This is a genomic window from Achromobacter sp., from assembly GCF_050285565.1.
In the GTDB taxonomy this organism is placed as follows: Bacteria; Pseudomonadota; Gammaproteobacteria; order Burkholderiales; family Burkholderiaceae_B; genus Achromobacter.
Genome location: NZ_JBLZXG010000004.1, coordinates 344538 through 366400 on the forward strand (window position 1 = coordinate 344538; position 21863 = coordinate 366400).

The 21863-nt window shown below is 69.8% G+C and carries 23 protein-coding genes; 9 read left to right on the forward strand and 14 right to left on the reverse strand.

The features are described 5' to 3' along the window. Positions 1-51 precede the first annotated feature (51 nt). Positions 52-1680: a phytoene desaturase family protein gene (locus tag ACN6O8_RS10375; protein ID WP_427990967.1), complete on the forward strand. Its 1629-nt coding sequence runs from the start codon at positions 52-54 to the stop codon at positions 1678-1680. Continuing rightward, on the forward strand, positions 1677-2570 hold the full coding sequence (locus tag ACN6O8_RS10380) for a SphA family protein (RefSeq protein WP_427990968.1): 894 nt from the start codon (positions 1677-1679) through the stop codon (positions 2568-2570). The genes ACN6O8_RS10375 and ACN6O8_RS10380 overlap by 4 nt, the downstream gene beginning before the upstream one ends. A gap of 21 nt (positions 2571-2591) precedes the next feature. Here the strand turns inward: ACN6O8_RS10380 and ACN6O8_RS10385 are convergent, their stop codons facing one another. After that, positions 2592-3401: an IclR family transcriptional regulator gene (locus tag ACN6O8_RS10385; RefSeq protein ID WP_427990969.1), complete on the reverse strand. Its 810-nt coding sequence runs from the start codon at positions 3399-3401 to the stop codon at positions 2592-2594. Between the two features lie 123 nt (positions 3402-3524). On the opposite strand from ACN6O8_RS10385, the gene ACN6O8_RS10390 reads away from it, so the two are divergent. The 3 genes from ACN6O8_RS10390 (at position 3525) to ACN6O8_RS10400 (ending at position 7531) form a co-directional block, all read left to right on the forward strand. Further along, positions 3525-4331, forward strand: a complete 807-nt coding sequence (locus tag ACN6O8_RS10390) for an enoyl-CoA hydratase/isomerase family protein (RefSeq protein ID WP_427990970.1) — start codon at positions 3525-3527, stop codon at positions 4329-4331. Then, complete coding sequence (locus ACN6O8_RS10395; protein WP_427990971.1) at positions 4328-6433, forward strand: acetate--CoA ligase family protein; 2106 nt, start codon at positions 4328-4330, stop codon at positions 6431-6433. The genes ACN6O8_RS10390 and ACN6O8_RS10395 overlap by 4 nt, the downstream gene beginning before the upstream one ends. A gap of 105 nt (positions 6434-6538) precedes the next feature. Further along, positions 6539-7531, forward strand: coding sequence for a tripartite tricarboxylate transporter substrate binding protein (locus ACN6O8_RS10400; protein ID WP_427990972.1), 993 nt, complete (start codon positions 6539-6541; stop codon positions 7529-7531). A gap of 20 nt (positions 7532-7551) precedes the next feature. Here ACN6O8_RS10400 and ACN6O8_RS10405 read toward each other — a convergent pair whose 3' ends face one another. The 3 genes from ACN6O8_RS10405 to ACN6O8_RS10415 form a co-directional block, all read right to left on the reverse strand. Next, positions 7552-8616: an AraC family transcriptional regulator gene (locus tag ACN6O8_RS10405; RefSeq protein ID WP_427990973.1), complete on the reverse strand. Its 1065-nt coding sequence runs from the start codon at positions 8614-8616 to the stop codon at positions 7552-7554. 221 nt (positions 8617-8837) lie between these two features. After that, on the reverse strand, positions 8838-9068 hold the full coding sequence (locus tag ACN6O8_RS10410; protein ID WP_427990974.1) for a hypothetical protein: 231 nt from the start codon (positions 9066-9068) through the stop codon (positions 8838-8840). A gap of 37 nt (positions 9069-9105) precedes the next feature. Then, complete coding sequence (locus ACN6O8_RS10415) at positions 9106-10206, reverse strand: NAD(P)-dependent alcohol dehydrogenase (protein WP_427990975.1); 1101 nt, start codon at positions 10204-10206, stop codon at positions 9106-9108. Between the two features lie 300 nt (positions 10207-10506). On the opposite strand from ACN6O8_RS10415, the gene ACN6O8_RS10420 reads away from it, so the two are divergent. Continuing rightward, complete coding sequence (locus ACN6O8_RS10420) at positions 10507-10662, forward strand: hypothetical protein (RefSeq protein ID WP_427990976.1); 156 nt, start codon at positions 10507-10509, stop codon at positions 10660-10662. Between the two features lie 949 nt (positions 10663-11611). Here ACN6O8_RS10420 and ACN6O8_RS10425 read toward each other — a convergent pair. Next, on the reverse strand, positions 11612-12475 hold the full coding sequence (locus ACN6O8_RS10425) for a pirin family protein (RefSeq protein ID WP_427990977.1): 864 nt from the start codon (positions 12473-12475) through the stop codon (positions 11612-11614). 180 nt (positions 12476-12655) lie between these two features. On the opposite strand from ACN6O8_RS10425, the gene ACN6O8_RS10430 reads away from it, so the two are divergent. Then, a complete protein-coding gene (locus ACN6O8_RS10430; protein ID WP_427990978.1) occupies positions 12656-13198 on the forward strand; it encodes a DNA-deoxyinosine glycosylase in 543 nt (180 codons plus the stop codon). 110 nt (positions 13199-13308) lie between these two features. Here the strand turns inward: ACN6O8_RS10430 and ccmI are convergent, their stop codons facing one another. From ccmI to ccmA, 9 genes are read right to left on the reverse strand one after another with little or no spacing between them, the layout of a single operon-like run. Beyond that, positions 13309-14253: a c-type cytochrome biogenesis protein CcmI gene (gene ccmI, locus ACN6O8_RS10435; protein WP_427990979.1), complete on the reverse strand. Its 945-nt coding sequence runs from the start codon at positions 14251-14253 to the stop codon at positions 13309-13311. Next, on the reverse strand, positions 14250-14813 hold the full coding sequence (locus tag ACN6O8_RS10440; RefSeq protein WP_427990980.1) for a cytochrome c-type biogenesis protein: 564 nt from the start codon (positions 14811-14813) through the stop codon (positions 14250-14252). Before ACN6O8_RS10440 ends, ccmI begins: the two co-directional genes overlap by 4 nt. Then, positions 14803-15336 (reverse strand): DsbE family thiol:disulfide interchange protein, encoded by a 534-nt coding sequence (locus ACN6O8_RS10445; RefSeq protein WP_427990981.1) that lies wholly within the window; start codon positions 15334-15336, stop codon positions 14803-14805. The genes ACN6O8_RS10440 and ACN6O8_RS10445 overlap by 11 nt, the downstream gene beginning before the upstream one ends. Then, a complete protein-coding gene (locus tag ACN6O8_RS10450; RefSeq protein WP_427990982.1) occupies positions 15333-17309 on the reverse strand; it encodes a heme lyase CcmF/NrfE family subunit in 1977 nt (658 codons plus the stop codon). The genes ACN6O8_RS10445 and ACN6O8_RS10450 overlap by 4 nt, the downstream gene beginning before the upstream one ends. Continuing rightward, on the reverse strand, positions 17306-17755 hold the full coding sequence (ccmE, locus tag ACN6O8_RS10455; protein WP_427990983.1) for a cytochrome c maturation protein CcmE: 450 nt from the start codon (positions 17753-17755) through the stop codon (positions 17306-17308). The genes ACN6O8_RS10450 and ccmE overlap by 4 nt, the downstream gene beginning before the upstream one ends. Then, positions 17752-17952: a heme exporter protein CcmD gene (gene ccmD, locus ACN6O8_RS10460; RefSeq protein WP_427990984.1), complete on the reverse strand. Its 201-nt coding sequence runs from the start codon at positions 17950-17952 to the stop codon at positions 17752-17754. The genes ccmE and ccmD overlap by 4 nt, the downstream gene beginning before the upstream one ends. After that, positions 17949-18737 carry a heme ABC transporter permease CcmC gene (ccmC, locus tag ACN6O8_RS10465; RefSeq protein WP_427990985.1) on the reverse strand — a complete coding sequence of 263 codons (789 nt, stop codon included), beginning with the start codon at positions 18735-18737 and terminating at the stop codon, positions 17949-17951. The genes ccmD and ccmC overlap by 4 nt, the downstream gene beginning before the upstream one ends. Before the next feature lie 11 nt (positions 18738-18748). Next, entirely contained in the window at positions 18749-19429 is a 681-nt protein-coding gene (ccmB, locus tag ACN6O8_RS10470; protein WP_427990986.1) for a heme exporter protein CcmB, read from the reverse strand. After that, positions 19426-20052 (reverse strand): cytochrome c biogenesis heme-transporting ATPase CcmA, encoded by a 627-nt coding sequence (ccmA, locus tag ACN6O8_RS10475; protein WP_427990987.1) that lies wholly within the window; start codon positions 20050-20052, stop codon positions 19426-19428. Before ccmA ends, ccmB begins: the two co-directional genes overlap by 4 nt. Before the next feature lie 422 nt (positions 20053-20474). Between ccmA and ACN6O8_RS10480 the strand changes: the two genes are divergently transcribed. Then, positions 20475-20642, forward strand: a complete 168-nt coding sequence (locus ACN6O8_RS10480) for a periplasmic nitrate reductase, NapE protein (RefSeq protein WP_427990988.1) — start codon at positions 20475-20477, stop codon at positions 20640-20642. Continuing rightward, positions 20639-21859, forward strand: coding sequence for a pentaheme c-type cytochrome TorC (gene torC, locus ACN6O8_RS10485; RefSeq protein WP_427990989.1), 1221 nt, complete (start codon positions 20639-20641; stop codon positions 21857-21859). Before ACN6O8_RS10480 ends, torC begins: the two co-directional genes overlap by 4 nt. The last annotated feature ends 4 nt before the right edge of the window (positions 21860-21863 follow it).

Sequence of the window (21863 nt, forward strand, 5' to 3'; positions counted from 1 at the left end):
CGCCTTGCTTCATCAACCTCTCCCGGTCCCGGCGGCCGGCCGGAGCCTGTGATGCCTGTTTTATCGACGTCCGACGCCCAGATCATCGTGGTGGGCAGCGGCATCAATTCGCTGGTGTGCGCGGCGTTGCTGGCGCAGCGCGGCAAGGCGGTGCTGGTGCTGGAACGCAACGACCGCCTGGGCGGCTGCATCCGCACCGAGGAACTGTTTCCCGGCTACCGCCACGATGTGCTGTCCAGTTGGTACCCGCTGTTCGTCGGCAGTCCGGCCTACGCCGCCCTCAAGCCCGCGCTGCACGCGGCCGGTCTGGAATTCGCGCAGGGCGGCTACAGCACCGGCCTGGTGCTGCCCGATGGCAGCGGCATCGCGCTCACGCAGAACATTGCCGACAGCGCGCGGCGCCTGGACGCCTGGGCGCCCGGCGATGGCGCCGCCTTCGGCGCCATGGCGCAGCGCCTGTTCGGCGAGGACGCCGCGCTCACCTTCGGCCTGCTGGGTCAGAACCCCTACGGCGCCGGCCTGCTCAGGCTGCTGTTCGGCCAATGGCGCCGGCGCGGCCTGGACGGCCTGATGGCGTTCGCCGCCGATTCGCTCCAGAGCCTGCGCCGCTGGGCGGACTGCGAATTGCAATCGGACGCCGCGCGCGCGCTGATCGCGCCCTGGGTGCTGCACTCGGGCCTGGGCCCCGACGACGCCTGTTCGGCGTTGATCGGCAAACTGACCTTCGCCGCGGTGGTGGCCGGCGGCATGCCGGTGGTCAAGGGCGGCGGCCAGGGCGTGGTGGACGCGCTGGCCCGGGTGATCGAACACCACGGCGGCCGGCTGCTGACCGGCAGCGCCGTCGAACGCATCCTGACGCGCGGCGCCGGCCGCCGCCGCCGCGCCGTTGGCGTGGTGGCCGCCGGCCGCGAATACCGCGCGTCGCAGGCGGTGGTCTGCAACGTCACGCCCGGCCAGTTGTACGGCGCGCTGCTGCCCGACGCGCCCGAGCCGGTGCGGCGCCGCGCCGCCGGCTATCGTCACGGCCGCGGCGGCATGCAGATCCATTTCGCGCTCAATGCGCCGCCAGACTGGCGCACGCCGGAGCTGCGCCATGTGCCACTGGTGCACCTGACGGAAAGCATGGAGCAGGTCTGCGCCTCGGTCACCGAGGCCAACAATGGGTTGATCCCGGCGCGGCCGACGCTGGCCATCGGCCAGCCGGTGGCGGTCGATCCCTCGCGCGCTCCGGCCGGCGCCTGGATCCTGTGGGTGCAGATGCAGGAGCTGCCGGTGCGCATCAAGGGCGATGCCGCCGGACAGCTCGACGCGCCCGCCGACGGCCGCTGGAGCGAGGCCCTGCGCGAAGCCGTCGCCGACCGGGTGCAGGCGCGCCTGGAGCGGGTCATGCCCGGCCTGGCGCACCGCGTGGTCGGCCGCCGCAGCTATTCGCCGGCCGACCTGGAGGCGCTCAACTGCAACCTGGTGGGCGGCGATCCTTACGCCGGCGTCTGTTCGCCCGACCAGTTCTTCTGGCTGCGGCCCTTCGCCGGCAGTCACGGCGCGCGCGGCCACCGCACGCCACTGCGCAATCTTTTCCACATCGGCGCCGCCACCCATCCGGGGCCCGGACTGGGCGGCGGCTCCGGCTATCTCGTCGCGCAACATCTCGCGCCCCGCGGGGGCAGGAGCGGAACATGAAGAGACACCTGACACGCCGGCTGGCCGGCGCCACGGCCTTGGCCCTGGCCGGCACGCTGGCGCACGCTACCGAAGGCGGCGGCCTGGGCATCTATCCGGACGGCCTGGAGAACTTCATGTCGGGCGCGCTGCCGCCGCCCGGTGTGCATATGCTGGTCTATGCCGGCGGCGCCCGCTACGACACGCTGCGCGGCAATGACGGCGAACGCCTGCCGGTGCCGGACTTCAAGGTCGACGTCAACGTGCTGGCCCCGCGCCTGATCTGGGTCACGCCGCAGCAGGTGTTCGGTGGCCAGTTGGCCTTTCATGCCATCGCGCCGCTGCTGGACGTCACCTTCAAGGCCGGCGGCCAGCGCTACCGCAGCACCGGCCTGGGCGATATGACGCTGGGCGTGGCGCTGGGCTATCACCTGTCCGAATCGCTGCACTATGTGGTCGGCCTGGACATGTACGCGCCCACCGGCGAATACGACCGCAAGGACCCGTCCAGCCTGGGCAAGAACTACTGGACCGCGCAACCGGTGTTCGCGCTCAGCCGCATCAGCCCGGACGGATTCAATGCCGACTTGAAGCTGATGTACGACTTCAACTTGCGCAACAGCGCCACCGACACCCGTTCGGGGCAGGCGATCCATGCCGACTACGCGGTCGGCTGGGGCGTGGGCAAGGGCTGGGTGCTGGGGGTGGGCGGCCACGTCTTCCAGCAGGTCACCGACGACCACGGCCCCAACAGCGCGGCCGGCCGCGCCCGCGCCTTCGGCATCGGCCCCTCGGTGCGCTACATGAACGACCGCGGCTGGCTGCTCACCGCCAAGTGGCAGCAGGAATTCCAGGTCAAGAACCGGCCGCAAGGCGCGCAGTTGTACGTCAAGGCGTCGATTCCGTTCTAGCGGGCGGCGGCGGGGCGCGGGTCAGCCCGCGCCGTACCGGCTTTCGCGCTCGTGGGCGATCCGGTCGCGCAGGGCGAGCAGCGCGGGGGCATGCTGCCGCTCGACCGCCGCGGCGCTGTCGTCGGTGCTCAGGCTGAAGTTCAACACCAGCGGCTGGCTTGCCGGCAAGGCCAGCGGCGTGGACAGGGCGATGACGCCCGGCTGCCACGCCGCCAGGCAATAGCCGTCCCTGGCCACCTTGGCGAGCGCCCGCTCGATCTCCGCGCCGATCGGTTTCCAGGAGGCGCTGCGGTAGTGAGACCGGATGGCCGCCAGCAAGGCGGCGCGCGCCGCGGCGTCGCGCGTGGCCAGATAGGCCCGCCCCAGCGAGGTCAGTTCGATCGGCACGCGCTGGCCGGCGACGATGGTGCGCAGGGACGCCTTGCGGTTGTAGCGGATCGACTCCAGGTAGACCATCTCGGCGCGATCGGCGCCGGCCAGGCCCACATTAACGTGGCGTTTGGCCGAGACTTCGCGCATCAGGGGCGTGGCGGCCCGCAGGATCGGCGACGCCGCGCGCATCGCATGTCCCAGGCTCAGCACCGGCGCCGCCAGGCGATAGGCGCGCGCGCGCTGGTCATGTTCGAGAAAGCCGCTGGTCACCAGGGTCTGGGTGAGACGGCTGACGGTGGCTGCCGACAGACCGGTGCGCTCGGCCAATTCGCCGTTGCCCAGCAGGTCGGTGCCCGGCCGGAAGGCGCGCAGGATTTCCAGTCCGCGCTCCAGCGAGCGGTTCTGGCTGATGCCATCAAAGCGTTGGCGGGCCGGGGCGGCCTGCGGTTGCGGACGCATGCAATTCCACTCCTTGGAAATAGGGGCATGTGTTCGCGCACTGTAACCCCTACTGTGTCGTCAGAGCCAGATAATGATCCGTCGCGGGCGCGGCGGGTCGTCCAACCCTGACGGAGCAAGAGGATGGCGGACTACCAATTCATCGCGCTGCAAACGCACGGCGGCGTGGCCACATTGACACTGAACCGGCCGGACAAGCGCAACGCGATCAGCGACGCGATGCGCACCGAACTGATCCACGCGCTGGAGGCGGTCGCGCAGGACCGCGCCATCCGGGCGCTGGTGCTGACCGGGGCCGGCAAGGGCTTCTGCGCCGGCGGCGACATCGCCGGCATGCAGCGGCGCATGCAGGCGCCGGCGGGCGACGTGGCCTTCAACGGTTGGGCGCGCCAGCAGCGGGTGCACCATGCGGTCAGCCTGCTGTACCACATGCCGAAGCCGACCATCGCCGCGGTCAATGGCGCGGCGGCGGGCCTGGGCGCCGACACGGCGCTGAGCTGCGATTTCATCGTGGCGTCCGAGCAGGCCACGTTCACCTGGAGCTATATCGCCCGCGGGCTGATTCCGGATGGCGGCGGCATGTATTTCCTGCCGCGCCGCGTCAGCCTGGCGCGGGCCAAGGAACTGATCTACTCCGGCCGCAAGGTGGCGGCCGAGGAAGCGTTCGCGCTCGGCATCGCCGACCGGCTGGCGCCCGCCGGCCAGGAGCTGGACGCGGCGCAGCGCTGGGCAGCCGAACTGGCGCGGGGCTCGGCCACGGCGCTGGCCCTGAGCAAATCCATCCTGGATCAGAGCAGCGAACTGTCCGCGGGGCAGGTCTTCGCCATGGGCAGCCAGGCCCAGGGCATCTGCTACACCAGCACCGAACACCGTGACTCGGTGGCGGCGTTCCTGGCGCAGGCGGCGCGGGGCAGGGAGCAAGCCCGATGAGCGGCCTGCGCAAACTGTTGCGGCCCGCCAGCGTGGCGGTGGTGGGCGCCTCGGCCGACCCCGCCAAGACATCGGGACGGCCCATCGCCTACCTGCGCAAGCACGGGTTCAGCGGACGCATCTATCCGGTCAATCCGAACGCGCGCGAGATCGACGGGCTGGCCTGCTATCCGGATGTGTCGTCGCTGCCGGAAGCGCCAGACGTGGCCATCGTGCTGCTGGGCGCGCAGCGCACGCAGCAGGCCGTGCGCGAGCTGGCCGCCATCGGCACGGGCGCGGCGATCGTGTTGGCCAGCGGCTATTCCGAAACGGGCGAAGCGGGCGCGCGCCGCCAGCGTGAGCTACGCGAAGCCGCGGCCGGCATGCGCATCCTGGGCCCGAACACCATCGGTCTGGTCAACCTGACGGACGGCATCACGCTGTCGGCCAGCGGCGCCCTGGAAGCGGACCACCTGGTGAGCGGCCCGGTCGGGCTGGTGTCGCAAAGCGGCGGCATCCTGGGCGCCTTGCTGTCGCGCGGCGCGGCGCGCGGCATTGGCTTTTCGAAGTTGATCTCCACCAGCAACGAAGTCGACCTGGATCTGGCGGATTTCATCGACGCCTTGGCCGATGATCCGGCGACCCGCGTGATCGCGCTCTATGTCGAGAGCATCCGCAACCCGCGCGCGTTCCGCGCGGCGGCGCGCAAGGCGGCCCGCATGGGCAAGCCGATCGTGGCGTTCAAGGTCGGGCGATCCGAGTCCGGCGCGCGCGCGGCGGCCTCGCATACCGGCGCGCTGGCGGGCACCGACCGCATGTACGACGCCCTGTTCGACGAGAGCGGCATTGTCCGCGCGCAGACCTTCTCGGATCTGCTCGACATTCCGGCGGCGCTGGCCAGCGCGCGCCAACTCGCGGGCCGCCGCGTGGCGGTGCTGACCTCGACTGGTGGCGCCGGGACGCTGGTGGCGGATGCCCTTGGCCTGGCGGGCTTCGAACTGGCCGCGCCCGACGCGCGCACCGGCCAGGCCCTGCGCGCGCTGCAAAGCGGCGACTTGGCCGCGCTCGACCGCAACCCGATCGACGTGACCCTGGCCGGGCTGCGGCCGGACCTGCTGCGCAGCGCGATCCGCATCGTGCTCGAAAGCGAGAGCTATGACGCCCTGGTCGTCGTGGTCGGCTCCTCCGGCGTGGCGCAGCCTGAGCTGATGGCCGGTGCGCTCAAGGACTCGCTCGGGCCCGGCGGCAAACCGTTGCTGGCCTACATCAGCCCGCATGCGCCGCGCGCCGCGGAAGTGCTCAGCCGTCATGGCGTGCCCGCCTTCCTTGCGCCCGAAAGCGTCGGCGCCGCCCTGGCGGCTATGTGGCGGGTGCGCCAGCGCGACGCCCTGGGCGTAGCCGAAGCGGCGCCCGTGGTGGCGCGCGTGATGGCACGGAGCGATGAAACGGGCTCGCTCGACGAGGCCCGCGCCAAGGCGTTGTTCGCCCGTTTCGGCATTGCGGCGGTGCGGGAGATCGTTGTGCGGTCGGATGCCGAGGCCGGCGAGGCCGCGCGCCGGCTGGGGCCGCGCGTGGTCCTGAAGCTGCTGTCGGGCGCGATCACGCACAAGAGCGATGTCGGCGGTGTCGCGGTCAACATCGCCTGCGAGGAGGTCGGCCCGCGAATGCGGCAGATGGCGCGCGATGTACAGCGACACACCGGCGTGGCGCCGGCCTCCTTTCTGGTACAGGAAATGGTCAGCGGCGCGGCCGAGGTAATCCTGGGCGTGCACAAGGATCCACTGGGCACCGCCATCCTGCTGGGCATGGGCGGGGTCGTGGCCGAACTGGTGCGCGACACCACCTTGCTGCTGTTGCCGCAGGACGGCGCGGCGCTGACGCCGGAGCAGGTCGAGGCGGCCTTGCGGCGCCTGAAGACCTGGCCGCTGTTGGACGGCTACCGCGGCCGTGACCGCGCCGATGTGCCGGCATTGATCGAGGCGGTGCTGGCCTTCGCGCGCATGGCCCAGGCCCTGGGCGACCAGCTTGTCGAAGCGGAGATCAATCCGCTGTTCGTCAGGCCGCTCGGCCAGGGCGTGTGCGCGGCCGATGGCGTCGCGGTGCTGGGCGGGCCGCCCGGCTAGCGCTGCCCAGGGGGCGGCGATCGGCCCTGCTGAGGCGTGCGCCCCTGACCATTTTTTCCCATGCGCCGCGATCAGACAGGCGCTCAGAACATCCGGAGACAATCCATGAAGACCTTTGCTATCCCCTCCCGTTGCGCCGCCCGCTTCGCCGCCGCCATGCTGGCGCTGGGCATGCTCGGCGCACCTGTGGCGCAGGCCGGTTTTCCCGAGCGGGCGCCGCGTATCGTGGTGCCGTTCACGCCGGGCGGCGGCACCGACATCGTCGCGCGTCAGTTGGCCAAGGGCCTGACCGAGGAACTGGGCCAGACCGTCATCGTCGAGAACCGGCCCGGCGGCAGCACCATCATCGGCACCGAGAACGTCGCCAAAAGCGCGCCAGACGGCTATTCGATGCTGATGGCGACCTTCGCCCATGCCGTCAACCCGGCCATCCACAAGAAGCTGCCCTATGACACCGCAAAGGCCTTCGCCCCGGTGGCGATGATCGGCAAGTCGCCCAACGTGCTGGTGGTGCCGGCCCAGTCGCGCTTTCACAGCGTGCAGGACCTGCTGGCCTATGCCCGCGCCCACCCGGGCAAGCTGACGTTCGGCTCTTACGGCAACGGCACCTCGGCACACCTGGCCGGCGAGTTGTTCAAGAGCCTGGGCAAGGTTGACATCCTGCATGTGCCCTACAAGGGCGCGGGGCCTGCCATCAACGACCTGATGGGCGGGCAGATCGACATGATCTTCTCGACCTCGGCCAGCGTCAGCGGCCAGATCAAGAACGGGCAACTGCGCGCCCTGGCGGTGACCACGCAGGCGCGCTCGCCAGCCTATCCGGGGGTGCCGACGGTGGCGGAGTCCGGCGAGCCGGACTACTTCGTCGACAGTTGGTATGGCATTTTCGTGCCACAAGGCACGCCTCAGCCCGTCATTGACCAATTGAACGCGGCGATCCGCAAAGTGTCCGGCAAGCGGGACTTCCAGGCCGCGCTGGCGCTGGAAGGGCTGGTCGCCAGCGTCGGCACGCCGCAGGCGCTAGGCGAATACGTGACACAGGAGGAAGCGCGCTGGATCCGCATCATCCAGCAGGCGGGCATCACCGACGCGCCCTGAGCGCGGCGGCCTGGCGCGCGTCAGCCGTGCCGCCGCAGACTCTGGCTCGGGCTTTCGCCGTAGCGCGCCTTGTAGCTGGCGCTAAAGCGCCCCAGGTGGGCAAAGCCCCAGCGCAACGCCACCCCGGCGATGTTCTGGCACTCGCCCGACACCAGCTCGGCGCGCGCCCGCTCCATGCGCAGGTCGCGCAGATAGTGCATCGGGCTGATCCCCAGGAATTCCTTGAAGCCGGCATACAGGCTGCGCACGCTGACCCCGGCGATGCGCGCCAGTTGCTCGGCGCTGGCCGGCTCGTGCGCATGCGCCTGCAGATAATCCTGCACGCAGCGCACATGGCGCGGCAGCACGGCGCCACGGCGGCCCGCCGGCGTGGCGCTGTAGTTGTGGGGCAGGGTGGACAGCAGCGTCGCGGCCACCAGTTGCTCCATCTGGTGCACGATCAGCTTGTGCCCGGCCAGGTCGGCGTGTTGCGATGAGCAGTCCAGCAGATACGCCATCAGGCAGCGCCAGGCTGGACACTCGCGCCAGCGGAACCCCAGCTGGAAGCGCAGCGGCCGCGCCAGCGTACAGCCCAGGTGGCCCACCAGCGTGCGTTCCAGCAGCGAGCGGCCCACGCGCAGCATGAACTGGTCGTTGTCGTCGGCCCAATGCATCGCCAGATTGTCGTCCGGACTGACCACCGAGGCCACGTCCGGCGTCGAATCGACCCGCTGCGGCCCGCTCTCGATCAAGGCGGTGCCCGCCAGCGGCATCTGCACTAGGAAGAAGTCCTCCAGCGGCCCCGGACGGATCTCGACGTGGGCCCCGTAGCGCAGCCGGTTCAGCGACACCTCGCCCAGCGGCAGATGGTGCATGCGCGCGTTCAGGCGCTGCGTCGATCCCACCACGCCCAGGTGGTGCGGCCGCATCACCCGGCCCACCATCGCGCGCGCTTCGTCCAGGTCGCCCGAGGCGAATAGTTGCCGCGCGGGCGTGGCCAGGATGGTGTCGGCGCGCCATCCCGCGCCGGCCTGTGCCGGCGCGGCCGGGCCGGGCCCGGCGGGCTGCCATGGTGTCTCGGCATCGGACTGCGTTGTGTTCAGCATGGCCGGGATTCCTTGCTCTGGTCCTGATGTCCGGCGGGCAGCGGCCGCCGGTTCCCCTGGCTGTCGCGTCTGCGGCCAGTCTTTATGATGATTTTCATCATAAAGCGCCACGCCCCGGGCAGGACTGCTGGAAAACCCGTCCCGCGCCCCGGGGGACTAGCCGTTTTGCGCGGCGCCTGTCCGGAAAATGCGCAAAAGCGCGCCGACGGGGGCGCCGCCGGTCAAAGCCGGTGGGATGTGCGGGTGCGCACGATCGTGCCGTCCGGCAGTTGGTATGTCCCGTAACCGATGTGGTCCACGACCTGGCCGTCCGGCAGGCAGCAGTAAAGCACCGTGCCGGGCGCGGCCTCGTCGGCCCTGAGCTGCCTGCGCCGCTCGATCCGGTAGGTCTTGCCGTCCGGCGCCACGGCGATGACGGCGATGGGGCGTGTTTCGTGTGCGAAGGTCGGCATGAGTCAGGCTCCGAGTGCCGTTTTCATGGGGGGGCGCTCAGGCGGGGCGGATGGCGACCTTGAGCACGTTGTCGCGCTGGTTGGCGAACAGGTCATAGGCCTGGATGATTTGATCGAGGTTGAAGCGGTGCGTGACCATCCGGGTCAGATCCAGCCGTCCCGATTCCAGCACGTTCATGAGCCGGCGCATGCGTTCCTTGCCGCCGGGGCAGAGCGCGGTGTTGATCCGGTGGTCGCCCAGCCCGGCCGCGAACGCCGCCAGCGGGATCTTCAGGTCGGTCGAGTAGACTCCCAGGCTCGACAACGTGCCGCCCGGCTTGAGCACGCGCAGCGCCGATTCGAAGGTGCTCTGCCGGCCCAGGGCTTCGATGGCGGCATCCACGCCCCGGCCCTTGGTCAGGCGCATGATCTCCGCCACGACGTCGCTGTTGTTGGCATCGAGCACGATGTCGGCGCCCCATTGGCGCGCCATTTCCAGCCGGTGCGGATTCGCGTCCACGCCGATGACGGTGGTGGCGCCCATCAGGCGGGCCCCCGCCGTTGCGCACAGCCCGATCGGGCCTTGCGCGAAGACCGCCACGGTATCGCCAATGCGAATGTTGGCGTTCTCGGCGCCTTTGAAGCCCGTGGACATGATATCGGGGCACATCAGAACCTGCTCGTCGGACAGCCCATCCGGGATGGGGGCCAGATTGGCTTGCGCGTCGGGCACCAGCAGATACTCCGCCTGCGCGCCATCGATCTTGTTGCCAAAGCGCCAGCCCGCGGTGGCCTGGTGGTCGTAGCAGCCGCAGCGCCCGGACGCGGCGAGATAGCTGCCGTCCTGCGACGGTGCTCCGTCCTGGGCGGCGTAGGAATTGAAGTTGGGGCAGATGGCCCCGGCGATGACACGCTGGCCTTCGGCATAACCCCTGACGGCGCTGCCGAGCTTTTCGATGATCCCGACGGGTTCGTGGCCGATCGTCAGGCCAGAGGCCACCGGATACTCGCCCTTGAGGATGTGGACGTCGGTGCCGCAGATGGTGGTGGTGGTGATCCGCAGCAAGGCGTCATTCGGGCCCACCTGGGGAATGGGCTTTTCCCGAATTTCGAGACGACCCGGCGCGACAAAAACGGTGGCTTTCATCGTGGTGGTCATGACGTTCTCCATTAAGTGCCAAATGTCCTGTTTAACGCGTCTGGCGGGCGGCCCCTTGATCGTAGTCAAGGAATGGCAACCCGGCACGGGCACGCGTCAGCGAGGCGGCCGGCGGATTGCCGGGGGCGGGAAGGGGGGGCGGGAAGGGGGCAGGTTCCCGGCGGGCGACCGCAGCGGAGCTTGACCTTGGTCAAGCCCCGGCCGCCGTGCCGATGCAAGATGGCAGGGCGTGGCGTCGGTGGCCCACGGCGTGCAGGGTCACCGAGCCACCGCGCCAATTGCCCCTTTGCGGAGAGTCAGATGGAACCTTCAACCAAGGGCCCCGTGCCCAGGCGGAACAAGACTGTTCCCGATCAAAAAGTCGACGAGACGCGCAAAAAGGAGAAGGCCGAGCAGGCCGAGGTGATGGGCCGGCACAAGAATGTCGGTCAGAAGGATCACAAGGGCGCGCGCTGACGCGCGCGTGGTTCGGCGGGATCCGGCGCGCCGTGCCGTTGCCCAGCGCCTGAGGCAGCGCGACGCCGACGCGGTCCGCCGGGCCATTTCCTGCCCGACGCCGAGATCGGCGCGGCAGGTGCCAGCGCCGCGCAACCTGAGCGTGGCGGCGTTGCCCGAGATTGCGGCCTTCGGGCGAAAGCCACTGGTATCCGGACTGGCGTAGCGCGCGGTTTCGAGCCCCCCTGTCTTGGCGTCGCGGATGGCATAGCCTTGGTTATACGCCCGGCCGGGCCGCTGCGTGCCAGGGCATTTAACCCCGAGGTTTGTATGCTTTTTTAAGACGGCATGTGGGGCATGTCCTGCCTTTATGTATGGATTTTATTTAGCTATTGCATGCGATAAAAACCGTACAATTCAACAATTAGTAGGGATGTTGGCGGTAGAATTTGACGGCCTACAGGGAGTCTGGCGCGCCCTCTCTCCCTCCCGACCGCTTTCAGCGTTGCTTTTTTAAGCAACCCCTAGATTTTGAGGAAATGATGAATTTTTGGGTCCCTGTAATCTTCGGCACGTTCAAGATCCTCGTATTGGGCACGGGCATGTTTCTCGCCATCAAGTCCCATTACGATGGAGAAAAAAAGGATAAGGAGAAGGAAAAGAAGGAGAAGGAGATGAAAGCGACGTAGCGCACCGCGTTGCTAAAGGGGACGTCCCGATCGCGGCGCAATTTCCCAGACATTGTCTGGGATTTCTCGGCGGGCGCCTCGCGAGGGAAAGCCGGGTCAGGTTGCGGCAAGCCCCGGCCTATGCTGAACTGGCCTGAGTGATCGATCAACCTGCTGTATCGAGCCTTGGCGCAGTCCAGCGAATTGCGGTGCTGGAGTCATCGTGAAAAAACCGCGTCTGCCCCAACGGGAAACGCGGCTTCATTTCACCAGGACCGGCGTGTCAACGCCGATCCCGCCCCTCAGTGCATCTGCCCATACTTGCCGGCATTGAAGTCCTGGATCGCTGCAACGATCTCCGCCTGCGAGTTCATCACAAACGGCCCATACCCAACCACCGGCTCATCGATCGGCTCGCCGCTCAGCACCAGGAACACGGCGTCGTTGTTGGCTTCGACCGTGATCGCCTCGCCGTCCCGCGAGAACAGCGCCAATTGCGCGTCGCGCGCCACGGTTTCGCCATTGACCAGCACCGTGCCGCGCAGCATCACCAGCATGCTGTTGCGGCCCGCCGGGATCGCGAAGGTCGCGCTCTTGCCGGCCGTCAGCCGCACGTCCCACACGTCGATCGGCGTGAAGGTGCGCGCCGGGCCGGTCTGCCCGCCGTAGCTGCCGGCGATGACGCGCAGCGAGCCGGCAGCGTCCGGCAGCGACACGACCGGGATATCCGCATTCAGCAGACTCTGGTAGCCGGCCGGCGCCTTCTTGTCCTTGGCCGGCAGGTTGACCCACAACTGCACCATCTCCAGCTCGCCGCCCTGGCGGGTGAACGCGGGGGAGTGGAACTCTTCATGCAGGATGCCCGAGGCGGCCGTCATCCACTGGACGTCGCCGGGCCCGATGATGCCGCCGTTGCCGGTGGAGTCGCGGTGCTCGACCTCGCCGCGGTAGACGATGGTCACGGTCTCGAAGCCGCGGTGCGGATGCTGGCCGACGCCGCGCGGTTGCGTGGCCGGCGCGAATTGCGCCGGGCCGGCGTAGTCCAGCAGCAGGAACGGGCTGACGTCCTTGCCCTTGTCGTTGTACGAGAACATCGAGCGCACCGGAAAGCCGTCGCCTACCCAGTGGGGACGGGGACTGGCATGCACACCCAGAATCTTCTTCATGATCGTCATTCCTGTTGCGCGGCCCCTGCGGGGCCGTTCGACATACCTGTCAAGATAAGGGCGGGACGGCGCGCGCGGTAGTCCCCGCCATTGATAAGCACTGTTCCAGGAATAGGACATTGCCCGCGGCGCGTGCGCTTGGTGCAGCCGGGGTATGCTTGCGCCATGCAACCTTGCGCCATGCAACCCCAAGCCGATTCCACCGGGGCCGGGCCATCGACCCGGGTTCAGGGTTTTGCCCCGGTCGCAGCCCGCGACGCCCGCATCCTGGTGCTGGGCTCCATGCCCGGCGTTGCCTCGCTGCGGCAGGCGCGCTATTACGCCCATCCCCGCAACGCCTTCTGGCCCATCGCCGCCCAGGTGCTCGGCTTCGACCCCGCCGCCGATTACGCGCGGCGCCTGCAAGCCCTGCAAGATGGGGGCGTGGCGCTGTGGGACGTGTTGTGGGCCTGCGAACGCCCGGGCAGCCTCGATGCGGACATCCGCGTCGACGCTCTGGTGCCCAATGATTTCATTGCCTTTTTCGCGGCCCATCCGCGCCTGGTGCGCGTCTGCTTCAACGGCGCCAAGGCGGCCAGCCTCTACCGCCGCCACGTCCTGCCGCGCCTGCCGCAGCGGTCCTTGCAGTATGTCGATCTGCCTTCGACCAGTCCGGCCCACGCGGCCGCGTCATTCGAGAAAAAGCTGGCCGTCTGGCGCGAGGCCTTGACCGCACCGGCCTGATCGGGCGCGCGACCGGCCGGCGGCGGCCGGGCGGCGGCCGCGAAAATCAGGCCGGGCGGGCGCGGCCGGAGGGTCCGCGCGCTGGCGCACGCGGGCCGCGAGCCGCGGCATCAAGGCGGTGGGCGCCCGTCGGCCGCGCCGGGCCCGGGGGGGAGGGAGCCCGCCGCCGGCGCCGGGCCGGCGGCCGCAGGCCCGGCGGAATCCAGCGCCTGCCGGGCCTGCGCCAGGCCGGCCTCGATCTGCTCATGGACGGGGCCATCGGGGTCGACCAGGGGCAGCAGGCGCTCCCAGTAATCCACGGCCACGCGGTAGTCACCCCGGGAAAAGGCGCTGGTGCCAGCCAGGGCCAGGCCTTTCACGTCATCGGGCGCGAGCGCCAGCAGCCGGCCGATCAAGCGGTCGGGTTCGCCGGAAAAATCACCGTCGGCCGCGGTCGCCAACAGGTCGGCCCACTCTCCCAGCACCTCGGGGTCTTGGGGCGCACGGGCGCCGATGCGGGCCCAGGCCGCCGCGCCGCCGGCAAAATCGCCCAGCGTCGTGTATGTGTGGGCCAGTGTCGTCCAGCCGGCCGGGTCTGGCGGCTCGGTTTGCAGGCGCTGGATCAGGCCGGCCAGCCGTTCGGCCATGGGCTCGCCGGCGTCGTGGCCGGCGCTGGCGGCGATCGCCGCGTCCGGGACGGTGGCGCCGGGGCCAAGGGCCGCTGGCGTGCCAAGCGCGGCATACAGGCCAAGGCTGACCCCGCTCAGGCCCAGCGCCACGGCCAGTGCCCAGCGCGGCGCGGCGCGGGTATCGAGGGTGTCGGGCGCGCAGCGCGCTTCGCGCAGCGCGCGCCGTTCGATCTCGGCGCAGGCCGCGGCATACTGCGCCGGGGCCAGGCGCCCGTGGTCGCGGTCGGCCTGCAATTGGGCCCATTGCTCGCGCAGCACCGTCAGCGCCGCCTGGGCCTGGGGCGGGCCATCGTGACGGTCTTGGGCGTCCGGCGCCAGCAGCGGCGGCAGCACGAACAGCAGGGCCACGGCGACCATGCCGGCCGCGAGAAGCCAGAACAGGGTCATGGGGCGCGCTCCTCGCCAGGCGGCAACGGGCCGGCGTGCGGCGGGGGCGTGGCCAGCAAGGCGCGAGCGGCGGCCGCGGCCGAGGCCGGCAAGGGCGGCTCCGGCGCGCGCGCATGGCGCCGCAGACGCCACAGCAGCCCGCCCATGGCGCCGGCGAGCAGCAACCCGGGCCCGAGCCACAGCAGCGCGGTGCGGGCCTGTAGCGGGGGCCGGTAGAGTACATAGTCGCCGTAACGCGACACCAGGAACTGGCGCACCTGGGCCTCGTTCCGGCCCGAGGCGAACAGGCGGCGCACTTCGTCGCGCAGGTCCTGCGCCAACGGCGCGCGCGAGTCCGCCAGGGACTCGTTCTGACACACCAGGCAGCGCAGGTCGCGCGTGAAGGCCTGGACCTGCGCTTGCAGGGCGGGGTCGGGCGCGGCGGCGGGAGCCTCGCCGGCCCCGGCCCGGGCCGCGATGGCCAGCGCCAGCGCGACGCCGCGGCAGGCGTGGCGCAAGCCGCCGGCCAAGGCGTTGCGGCCCGCCGTGGGGCGGGGCTTGCAGGGGATCTCAAGGTTCATTCAGCGCCTCCCGCGCGCGCGGCATCAGGATGTTGTCGAGCACGTCCTGCGTCACTGGGCCGATGTGTTTGTAGCGGATGACGCCACGGGCATCGATGAGGAAGGTCTCGGGCACGCCGTAGACGCCGTAATCGATGCCGAGCCGGCCGCCCGGGTCGACCACCGTGACCGTGTAGGGATCGCCCAGGCGCGCCAGCCATGCCTGGGCGGCGCCGGCGTCGTCCTTGTAGTCCATTCCGACGATGGCGATCCGGCCCTCGCGGGCGGCGCGCAGCAGCACGGGGTGTTCGGCGCGGCAGGCGACGCACCAGCTTGCCCAGACATTGAACAGCCAGACCTGGCCGCGCATGTCGTCCAGCCCGAATTGGCGGCCGGGCGCGTCCAGCCTTGCCAGCGTGAACGGCGGCGCGGGCTGGCGCACCAGGGGGGAGGGCAACTCGCGCGGATCCCGTCCCAGGCCGACGGCGAGCATGGCCGCCAGGCCGAGGAACAGCAGCAAGGGCACCAGGGCGCGCAGCTTCATGGCCGTCCGCCCTGCGCGGCGCGCGCCTGGGGCACCGCGTCGCGCCCGCCGGCCGGTTTGCGATAGCGGCGGTCGCCGGCGGCGGCCAGGCCGCCCAGGATCATCAGCCCGCAGCCGGCCCAGATCCAACTGATGAACGGCTTGTGGAACACGTTCACGATCCAGCTGCCGTCGGGCAGGGCTTCGCCCAGCGCGGTGTAGAGGTCGCGAAAGGGCCCGACGTCGATGGCGGACTGCGTCATCGGCATCGCTTGCGCCACGTAGCGACGGGTCTCGGGGCGCAGGGTGGCGACATGCCGGCCGTCGCGGGCGACATCGAGGGTGGCGCGCGCGGCGACCCAGTTGGGGCCGGCGACCTGTTGCACGCCGCCGAAGGTGAAGGTGTAGCCGGCCAGATGGGCTGTCTGGCCGGGCAGCATGCGCACGTCCAGATTGGACTCGAAGCTGTTGACCATGGTGACGCCGACGATGAACACACCCAGGCCCAGATGAGCCAGCCACATGCCCCACCAGCCGGCGGGAATGCCGCGCAGCCGGACGGCGAGGCCGCCGCCGCGCACGCGCTCGCCCAGCAGTTGTACGCTGCCCAGCGCGATCCAGGCCGCCAGCGACAGGCCCAGGCAGGTGCGCCAGGTGAAGTGCCCGAGCCCGTAGCCCAGCGCCGGGCCCGACACCGCGCTGGCCAGAACGGCAGGCCCCAGGCGCCGCGCCAGCCGTTGCCAGGTGTCGCCTTTCCAGCGCGCCACGGCGCCGGGCACCAGCAGCACGAGCACCGGCGTCATCAACGGCACGAAAGTGGTGTCGAAGTAGGGGGGACCCACCGAAATCTTGCCCAGGCCCAGGGCGTCGAGCAACAGCGGGTACAGGGTGCCCAGCAGCACCGCCGCGCAGGCCACGGACAGCAGCGCGTTGTTGGCCAGCAAGGCGGCATCGCGCGACACCAGTTGGAAGCTGCCGCCGCCTTGCAAGCGCGGGGCGCGCCAGGCATATAGCAGCAGCGAGATGCCCACCACCGCCACCAGCAGGCACAGGATGAACAGGCCGCGCGCCGGGTCGGTGGCAAAGGCATGCACCGAGGTCACCACGCCGGAGCGCACCAGGAACGTACCCAGCAGCGACAGCGAGAAGGTGCCGATCGCCAGCAGCACGGTCCAGCCGCGGAACGCGCCGCGCTTTTCCGTCACGGCCAGCGAATGGATCAGCGCCGTGCCCAGCAGCCACGGCATGAACGAGGCGTTCTCGACCGGATCCCAGAACCACCAGCCGCCCCAGCCCAGCTCGTAATAGGCCCAGCTCGAGCCCACCGCGATCCCGGCGGTGAGCAGCACCCAGGCGGCCACGGTCCAGGGCCGGGACCAGCGTGCCCAGGCGGCATCGAAACGGCCGGTGAGCAGGGCCGCGATGGCGAAGGCGAAGGCGATGCTGAAACCCACGTAGCCCAGGTACAACAAGGGCGGGTGGATGATCATGCCGGGGTCCTGCAACAGCGGGTTGAGGTCGCGGCCCTCGCGCGCCGCGGGCAGCAAGCGGGTGAAGGGGTTGGAGGTCAGCAGCGTGAAGGCCGTGAACCCCGCGCTGACCGCGCCCAGCACGCCCAGGACCCGCGCCATGAAGGCTGCGGGCAGCCCGCCGCGCCAGCGCGTCACCGCCGCCGTCCACAGCGACAGCGAGACGATCCACAGCAGCATGGAGCCTTCGTGGTTGCCCCAGACCGCGGTGATCCGGTAGATCAGCGGCGTGCGGCTGTGGCTGTTGTCCGCCACCAACCGCACGGAGAAGTCATTGGCGATGAACAGCAAGTGCAGGCAGGCATAGGACAGCAGCACGAACAGCAGTTGCCCGCGCGCGGCGCTGCGGCCGACCGCCATCAGCGCCGCGCGGCCGCGCCAGGCGCCATACAGCGGCACCACCGCCTGCACCAGCGCCAGGGCGAAACCGAGCATCAGGGAAAAGTGGCCCACCTCGGCAATCATGGTTGTACCGTCCTGCCGGCTTCGTGGGCGCGGTCGATGGCCTCGCGGGCCTCGATCGGGGTGTAGTTCTCGTCGTGCTTGGCGAGCACGCTGGTCGCGGTGAACACGCCGCCGGCATCCAGCGTGCCCTGCGCCACCACGCCCGTGCCTTCGCGGAACAGGTCGGGCAGGGCGCCGTGGTACACCACCGCCACGTCATGGACGGTGTCGGTGACGATGAAGCGCACGCCCAGCCCGTCCGCCTGGCGTTGCAGCGATCCGGTCCGCACCATTCCGCCGATGCGCAGCAGCCGGTGGCGCGGCGCCTGGCCCGCCGCGATCTCGCTGGGCGTGTGGAAGAACACCAGGTTCTGGCGCATGGCCGTCAGGATCAGGGCCGCCGCCGCGCACAGCAACGCGAAGGCACAGAGCAGCAGCAGCAGGCGCCGGCGGCGCGCGCTCTTCATGCCGAGCCTCCCCGCGCCGTGGCCGCCGGGGCGGCCCGATCGAGCGCGCCCAGGCGTCGCAGCGTGCGGCGCCGCCGTCGCGCCAGCGCCCGGCATTCGGCCAGCACCAGCAGGGCCAGCGCGCCATAGCTGCCCCAGACGAAGCCGGCGCGGCCGCCCATGTGCCAGAACGCCGCCCAGGATTCCCAATGCATCATGCCTGCTCCTTGCGGGACGCCGCCGCGCCGCGGGCCAGGTCGCGCACCCAGCCGGCCGGCCATTCCCGCTCCAGCACCAGCACGCGCGCGCGCGCCAGCGCGACGGCGGCGGTATAGGCCCAGGCCGCCAGCGCCATCAGCAACATGGCGGCCAGCATGGTCGCCGCCATCGACGGCGCGCGGGTCAGGCTGACCGACGCGCCCTGGTGCAGCGTGCTCCACCACGTCACCGAGAAATAGATGATGGGCACGTTGACGGCGCCCACCAGCGCCACCAGCGCTCCGGCGCGGTCGCCGCGCTGGGGATCGACGGTCAGGGCGGTCAACGCCAGGTAGCCCAGATACAGGAACCCCAGCAGCAGTTGCGAGGTCAGCCGCGCGTCCCAGACCCAATAGGCGCCCCAGGTGGGCCGGCCCCACAACGCGCCGCTCCAGAGCGCGACGAAGCAGAACAGCGCGCCGGTGGGCGCCAGCGCGCGCGCCATGATGAATGACAGGCGCGTGCGCAGGATCAGGCCGAGCGCGGACCAGAACGCCATCAGCAGATAGATGAACAGCGACATCCAGGCGGCGGCGACGTGGATGAAAATGATGCGGTAGACCTCGCCCTGGGTGGCGTCGGTGGGCGCCACGAAAAAGCCGATCGCCAGGCCGCAGGCGCCCAGCACGATGGCGAACGCCGCGCACCAGGGAATCAGCCGGCCGGCCAAGGGATAGAAGACTTGCGGCGCGGCGAAGCGCAGCAGGCGGGCGGCGCGGCGCGCGGGGGGCGGGGCAGGCGGCATGGCAGGCATCCTCATTCGTCGACGGCGAAGCGCAGCGCCAGGACACAGGCGGGCGGGGCCAACGCCAGCGCCGCCAGCAGCGCGCCGCCAAGCAGCAGAAACGGGGTCGTCGGCGGCTGGCCGCTGTCGCAGGAGGCCACGGAGCCCGCGCCGAAGACCAGCACCGGCACGAACCAGGGCAGCAGCAACAGGGCCTGCAGCACGCCGCCGCCGCGCACCCCGAGGGCCAGCGCGGCGCCGATCGCGCCCACCAGGGCCAGTACCGGCGTTCCGAGCGCGAAAGATAGCGACAGGGTCAGGCGCGAACACTGACCCAGGTCAAACAGCAGGCCCATCAGGGGCGCCACGGCCACCAAAGGCAGACCGGTTCCGATCCAGTGGGCGGTGATCTTGGCCAGCACCCAGAGCGACGCGGCGCCGGGCGACAGCAGCAACTGTTCGAGCGTGCCGTCGGCGTGGTCCTGGGCGAACAGCCGGTGCTGCGACAGCAGGGCGGCGAGCAGCGCCGCGACCCACAGGACGCCCGGAGCCAGCGTGCGCAAGAGCGGCGCATCGGTACCCACGCCCAGCGGAAACAGGCAGGCGACCAGCACGAAGAAAAGCAGCGAGACGATGACGTCGGCGCGGCCGCGGCCCAGCAACAGCAGGTCGCGCCGCAGGACGGCGAAGAAGGGGCTGGCCTGGCGTGTCATGGCGAGTCCGGGCCGAGATCGAGGGTGCGCACCGGGCGGTCGAAGGCAACCTCCTGGTGCGTGGTGAGGATGACCAGCCCGCCGTGGTCGCAATGGCTGGCCAGCGTCCGCGTCAGCGCCGCCACCGTGGCCGCGTCGAGCAGGTTGAAGGGTTCATCCAGGATCCAGAGCGGCCGCGCCGGCCGCAGCGACAGCCGCGCCAGCATCACACGGCGCCGCTGGCCGCGCGACAGCACGCGCACGGGCAGATCGCGCATGGCCGCCAGGTTCATCCGGCCGAGTGCCTCGCGACAGGTGGCCAGGGTCACGGCGTCGGCCTGGGCCTGGCACAGGAAGCGCAGGTTTTCGAGCGGGGTGAGGGAATCGGCGAGCGCATCGGCATGGCCCAGGTAAAGCAGGTGCTGGCGGAAGGCCGGCCCCAGGCGGTGGATGTCGACGCCGCGCCAGCGTACCGTGCCGCTGTCGGCGCGCGCCAGGCCGCACAGGATGCGCAGCAGGCTGGTCTTGCCCTGGCCGTTCGGCGCGGCCACGCGCAGCAGTTGCCCCGCGTGCAGTTGGAACGATACCGCTTCGAACAGCAGGCGGGTGCCTTTCGAGCAGGTGAGCCCTTCCGCCTCAAGCATGGTCGGTGCCCTTCCGGATACTCATGACAACAATCCCCGCTGCATCAAGGGCGGCGCGAAGCCGATAACGGAGTGGGATAGTAATGAATCCGGGGCGGGCTGTTGCGCGGCGGCGGCGCATTTTGATTTATGTCGGACTGATTCACCTTTGCGCGCGCGTCGCCGCGTCTTTACCGCGCCGATGGCCGCCTCCCCGCCGCGGTTTGCGCGCGCGGCGTGCCCATGTCTTCGGATCGGTCTGAGTAATCGACGCCAAGGCGCGCGCCGCGGTCGGCGTTTGATAGATATCAACCTGCGAGCCGGGTTCGCGCGCCGATCATGAAAAGGCATCGAACCGCCTGGGGCCCTCTCGGGGACCACGGTTTCGCGGCTTGCCGCGGCGCGGTTCGAAGCGTCATCCTTATCCAATTCGTTGTATTTCCGTGAAAAGCAAACCCAAGCACAGCAGCAGTAGTGGTGGTGGGGCCGAGTGGGCGAAGTTCCTGTCGCTGGCCTTTGTGGCGTGTCCCGCCGTGGCGTTCCTGATGATCTGCGTGTACGGATTCATCGTCTGGTTCGGGCAGATCCTGTTCTGGGGGCCGCCGGCATGAAAAATCCCTTCAAGATCGTCGCCTGCGCAATCCGATGGGCAGGCGCGCTGTTGCTGCGCCCCGCCACCCGCATCGGCCTGGGCGTGCTGGTCATCGGCGGGTTCCTGGGCGGCGTCACGTTCCTGGCGCTGTTCAACACCGGCATGAACGCCACCAACAGCGAGGCCTTCTGTATTTCCTGCCACTCGATGCGCGATACCGTGCTGCCGGAGTTGCAGCAGACCGTGCACTGGAAAAACCGCTCCGGGGTGCGCGCCCACTGTCCGGATTGTCACGTGCCGCATGACTTCACGTCCAAGGTCGCGCGCAAGATGCAGGCCTCGCGCGAAGTGCTGGGGCACCTGCTGGGCACGATCGGCACGCCCGAGAAGTTCCAGGAACACCGCATCGTGCTGGCCACGCGCGAGTGGGCCCGGTTCAAGGCCAACAACTCCAAGGAATGCCGCAATTGCCATGATTACGCCAGCATGGACTTCGACAAGATGCGCGTGACCTCGCAAACCACCATGCATGGCGCGGCCGATCGCAATGCCAGTTGCGTCGATTGCCACAAGGGCATCGCGCACCGGCTGCCCGAGGTCAAGTCGCAAGGCAATCCGGCGCTGGCGGCGCTCACGGCTGAGGCCCGCGGCGCGGCCATCGACGCGGGCCGCGACTACTACAGCGTGATGCCCCAGCCGATCTACGCGGACGAAGCCTTGAGCCGGGAAATCGGCGCCATCGAGATCGCCACCGGCGTGAAGGTGCTGCAGAAGAAAAACGACGCGGTGCAGGTCGAATTGCAGCTCTGGAGAAAGAACAAGGGCTATGCCCGTGTGCTGTACGGCCGCTTCGGCTTGAACATCACCAGCGCCGTGCTGAGCAAGGACGTGTCGCGCGACGAGGGCGTGGTTCACGTGATCGAAAGCCGCATCGACGACGTCACCGGCCTGCAATGGCAGAAGATCGCCGCGACGGTCTGGCTGCGCGGCGGCGGGCTGGTGGACGACGTCGAGCCGATCTGGGTGGTGGCCAGGAAAAGCTATTCGCAAAGTTGCAGCGTCTGCCACCGCCAGCCGAACGAGGCCGCGCACGACGCCAACCAATGGCCCGGGCTGTTCGGCGGCATGGTCGGCTTCACCAACATGGACGACCAGACCGCCAAGCTGGTCCTGAAATACCTGCAACTGCATTCCTCCGATTTCGCTGCAAAGGACGGTGTGGCCTTGGCCCACTGAGAAA

Bases quoted from the DNA above. Each gene is read 5' to 3' on its own strand.
- ACN6O8_RS10375 (WP_427990967.1), top strand. From the start codon at position 52: ATGCCTGTTTTATCGACGTCCGACGCCCAGATCATCGTGGTGGGCAGC.
- ACN6O8_RS10380 (WP_427990968.1), top strand. From the start codon at position 1,677: ATGAAGAGACACCTGACACGCCGGCTGGCCGGCGCCACGGCCTTGGCC.
- ACN6O8_RS10385 (WP_427990969.1), bottom strand. From the start codon at position 3,401: ATGCGTCCGCAACCGCAGGCCGCCCCGGCCCGCCAACGCTTTGATGGC.
- ACN6O8_RS10390 (WP_427990970.1), top strand. From the start codon at position 3,525: ATGGCGGACTACCAATTCATCGCGCTGCAAACGCACGGCGGCGTGGCC.
- ACN6O8_RS10395 (WP_427990971.1), top strand. From the start codon at position 4,328: ATGAGCGGCCTGCGCAAACTGTTGCGGCCCGCCAGCGTGGCGGTGGTG.
- ACN6O8_RS10400 (WP_427990972.1), top strand. From the start codon at position 6,539: ATGAAGACCTTTGCTATCCCCTCCCGTTGCGCCGCCCGCTTCGCCGCC.
- ACN6O8_RS10405 (WP_427990973.1), bottom strand. From the start codon at position 8,616: ATGCTGAACACAACGCAGTCCGATGCCGAGACACCATGGCAGCCCGCC.
- ACN6O8_RS10410 (WP_427990974.1), bottom strand. From the start codon at position 9,068: ATGCCGACCTTCGCACACGAAACACGCCCCATCGCCGTCATCGCCGTG.
- ACN6O8_RS10415 (WP_427990975.1), bottom strand. From the start codon at position 10,206: ATGACCACCACGATGAAAGCCACCGTTTTTGTCGCGCCGGGTCGTCTC.
- ACN6O8_RS10420 (WP_427990976.1), top strand. From the start codon at position 10,507: ATGGAACCTTCAACCAAGGGCCCCGTGCCCAGGCGGAACAAGACTGTT.
- ACN6O8_RS10425 (WP_427990977.1), bottom strand. From the start codon at position 12,475: ATGAAGAAGATTCTGGGTGTGCATGCCAGTCCCCGTCCCCACTGGGTA.
- ACN6O8_RS10430 (WP_427990978.1), top strand. From the start codon at position 12,656: ATGCAACCCCAAGCCGATTCCACCGGGGCCGGGCCATCGACCCGGGTT.
- ccmI (WP_427990979.1), bottom strand. From the start codon at position 14,253: ATGACCCTGTTCTGGCTTCTCGCGGCCGGCATGGTCGCCGTGGCCCTG.
- ACN6O8_RS10440 (WP_427990980.1), bottom strand. From the start codon at position 14,813: ATGAACCTTGAGATCCCCTGCAAGCCCCGCCCCACGGCGGGCCGCAAC.
- ACN6O8_RS10445 (WP_427990981.1), bottom strand. From the start codon at position 15,336: ATGAAGCTGCGCGCCCTGGTGCCCTTGCTGCTGTTCCTCGGCCTGGCG.
- ACN6O8_RS10450 (WP_427990982.1), bottom strand. From the start codon at position 17,309: ATGATTGCCGAGGTGGGCCACTTTTCCCTGATGCTCGGTTTCGCCCTG.
- ccmE (WP_427990983.1), bottom strand. From the start codon at position 17,755: ATGAAGAGCGCGCGCCGCCGGCGCCTGCTGCTGCTGCTCTGTGCCTTC.
- ccmD (WP_427990984.1), bottom strand. From the start codon at position 17,952: ATGATGCATTGGGAATCCTGGGCGGCGTTCTGGCACATGGGCGGCCGC.
- ccmC (WP_427990985.1), bottom strand. From the start codon at position 18,737: ATGCCGCCTGCCCCGCCCCCCGCGCGCCGCGCCGCCCGCCTGCTGCGC.
- ccmB (WP_427990986.1), bottom strand. From the start codon at position 19,429: ATGACACGCCAGGCCAGCCCCTTCTTCGCCGTCCTGCGGCGCGACCTG.
- ccmA (WP_427990987.1), bottom strand. From the start codon at position 20,052: ATGCTTGAGGCGGAAGGGCTCACCTGCTCGAAAGGCACCCGCCTGCTG.
- torC (WP_427990989.1), top strand. From the start codon at position 20,639: ATGAAAAATCCCTTCAAGATCGTCGCCTGCGCAATCCGATGGGCAGGC.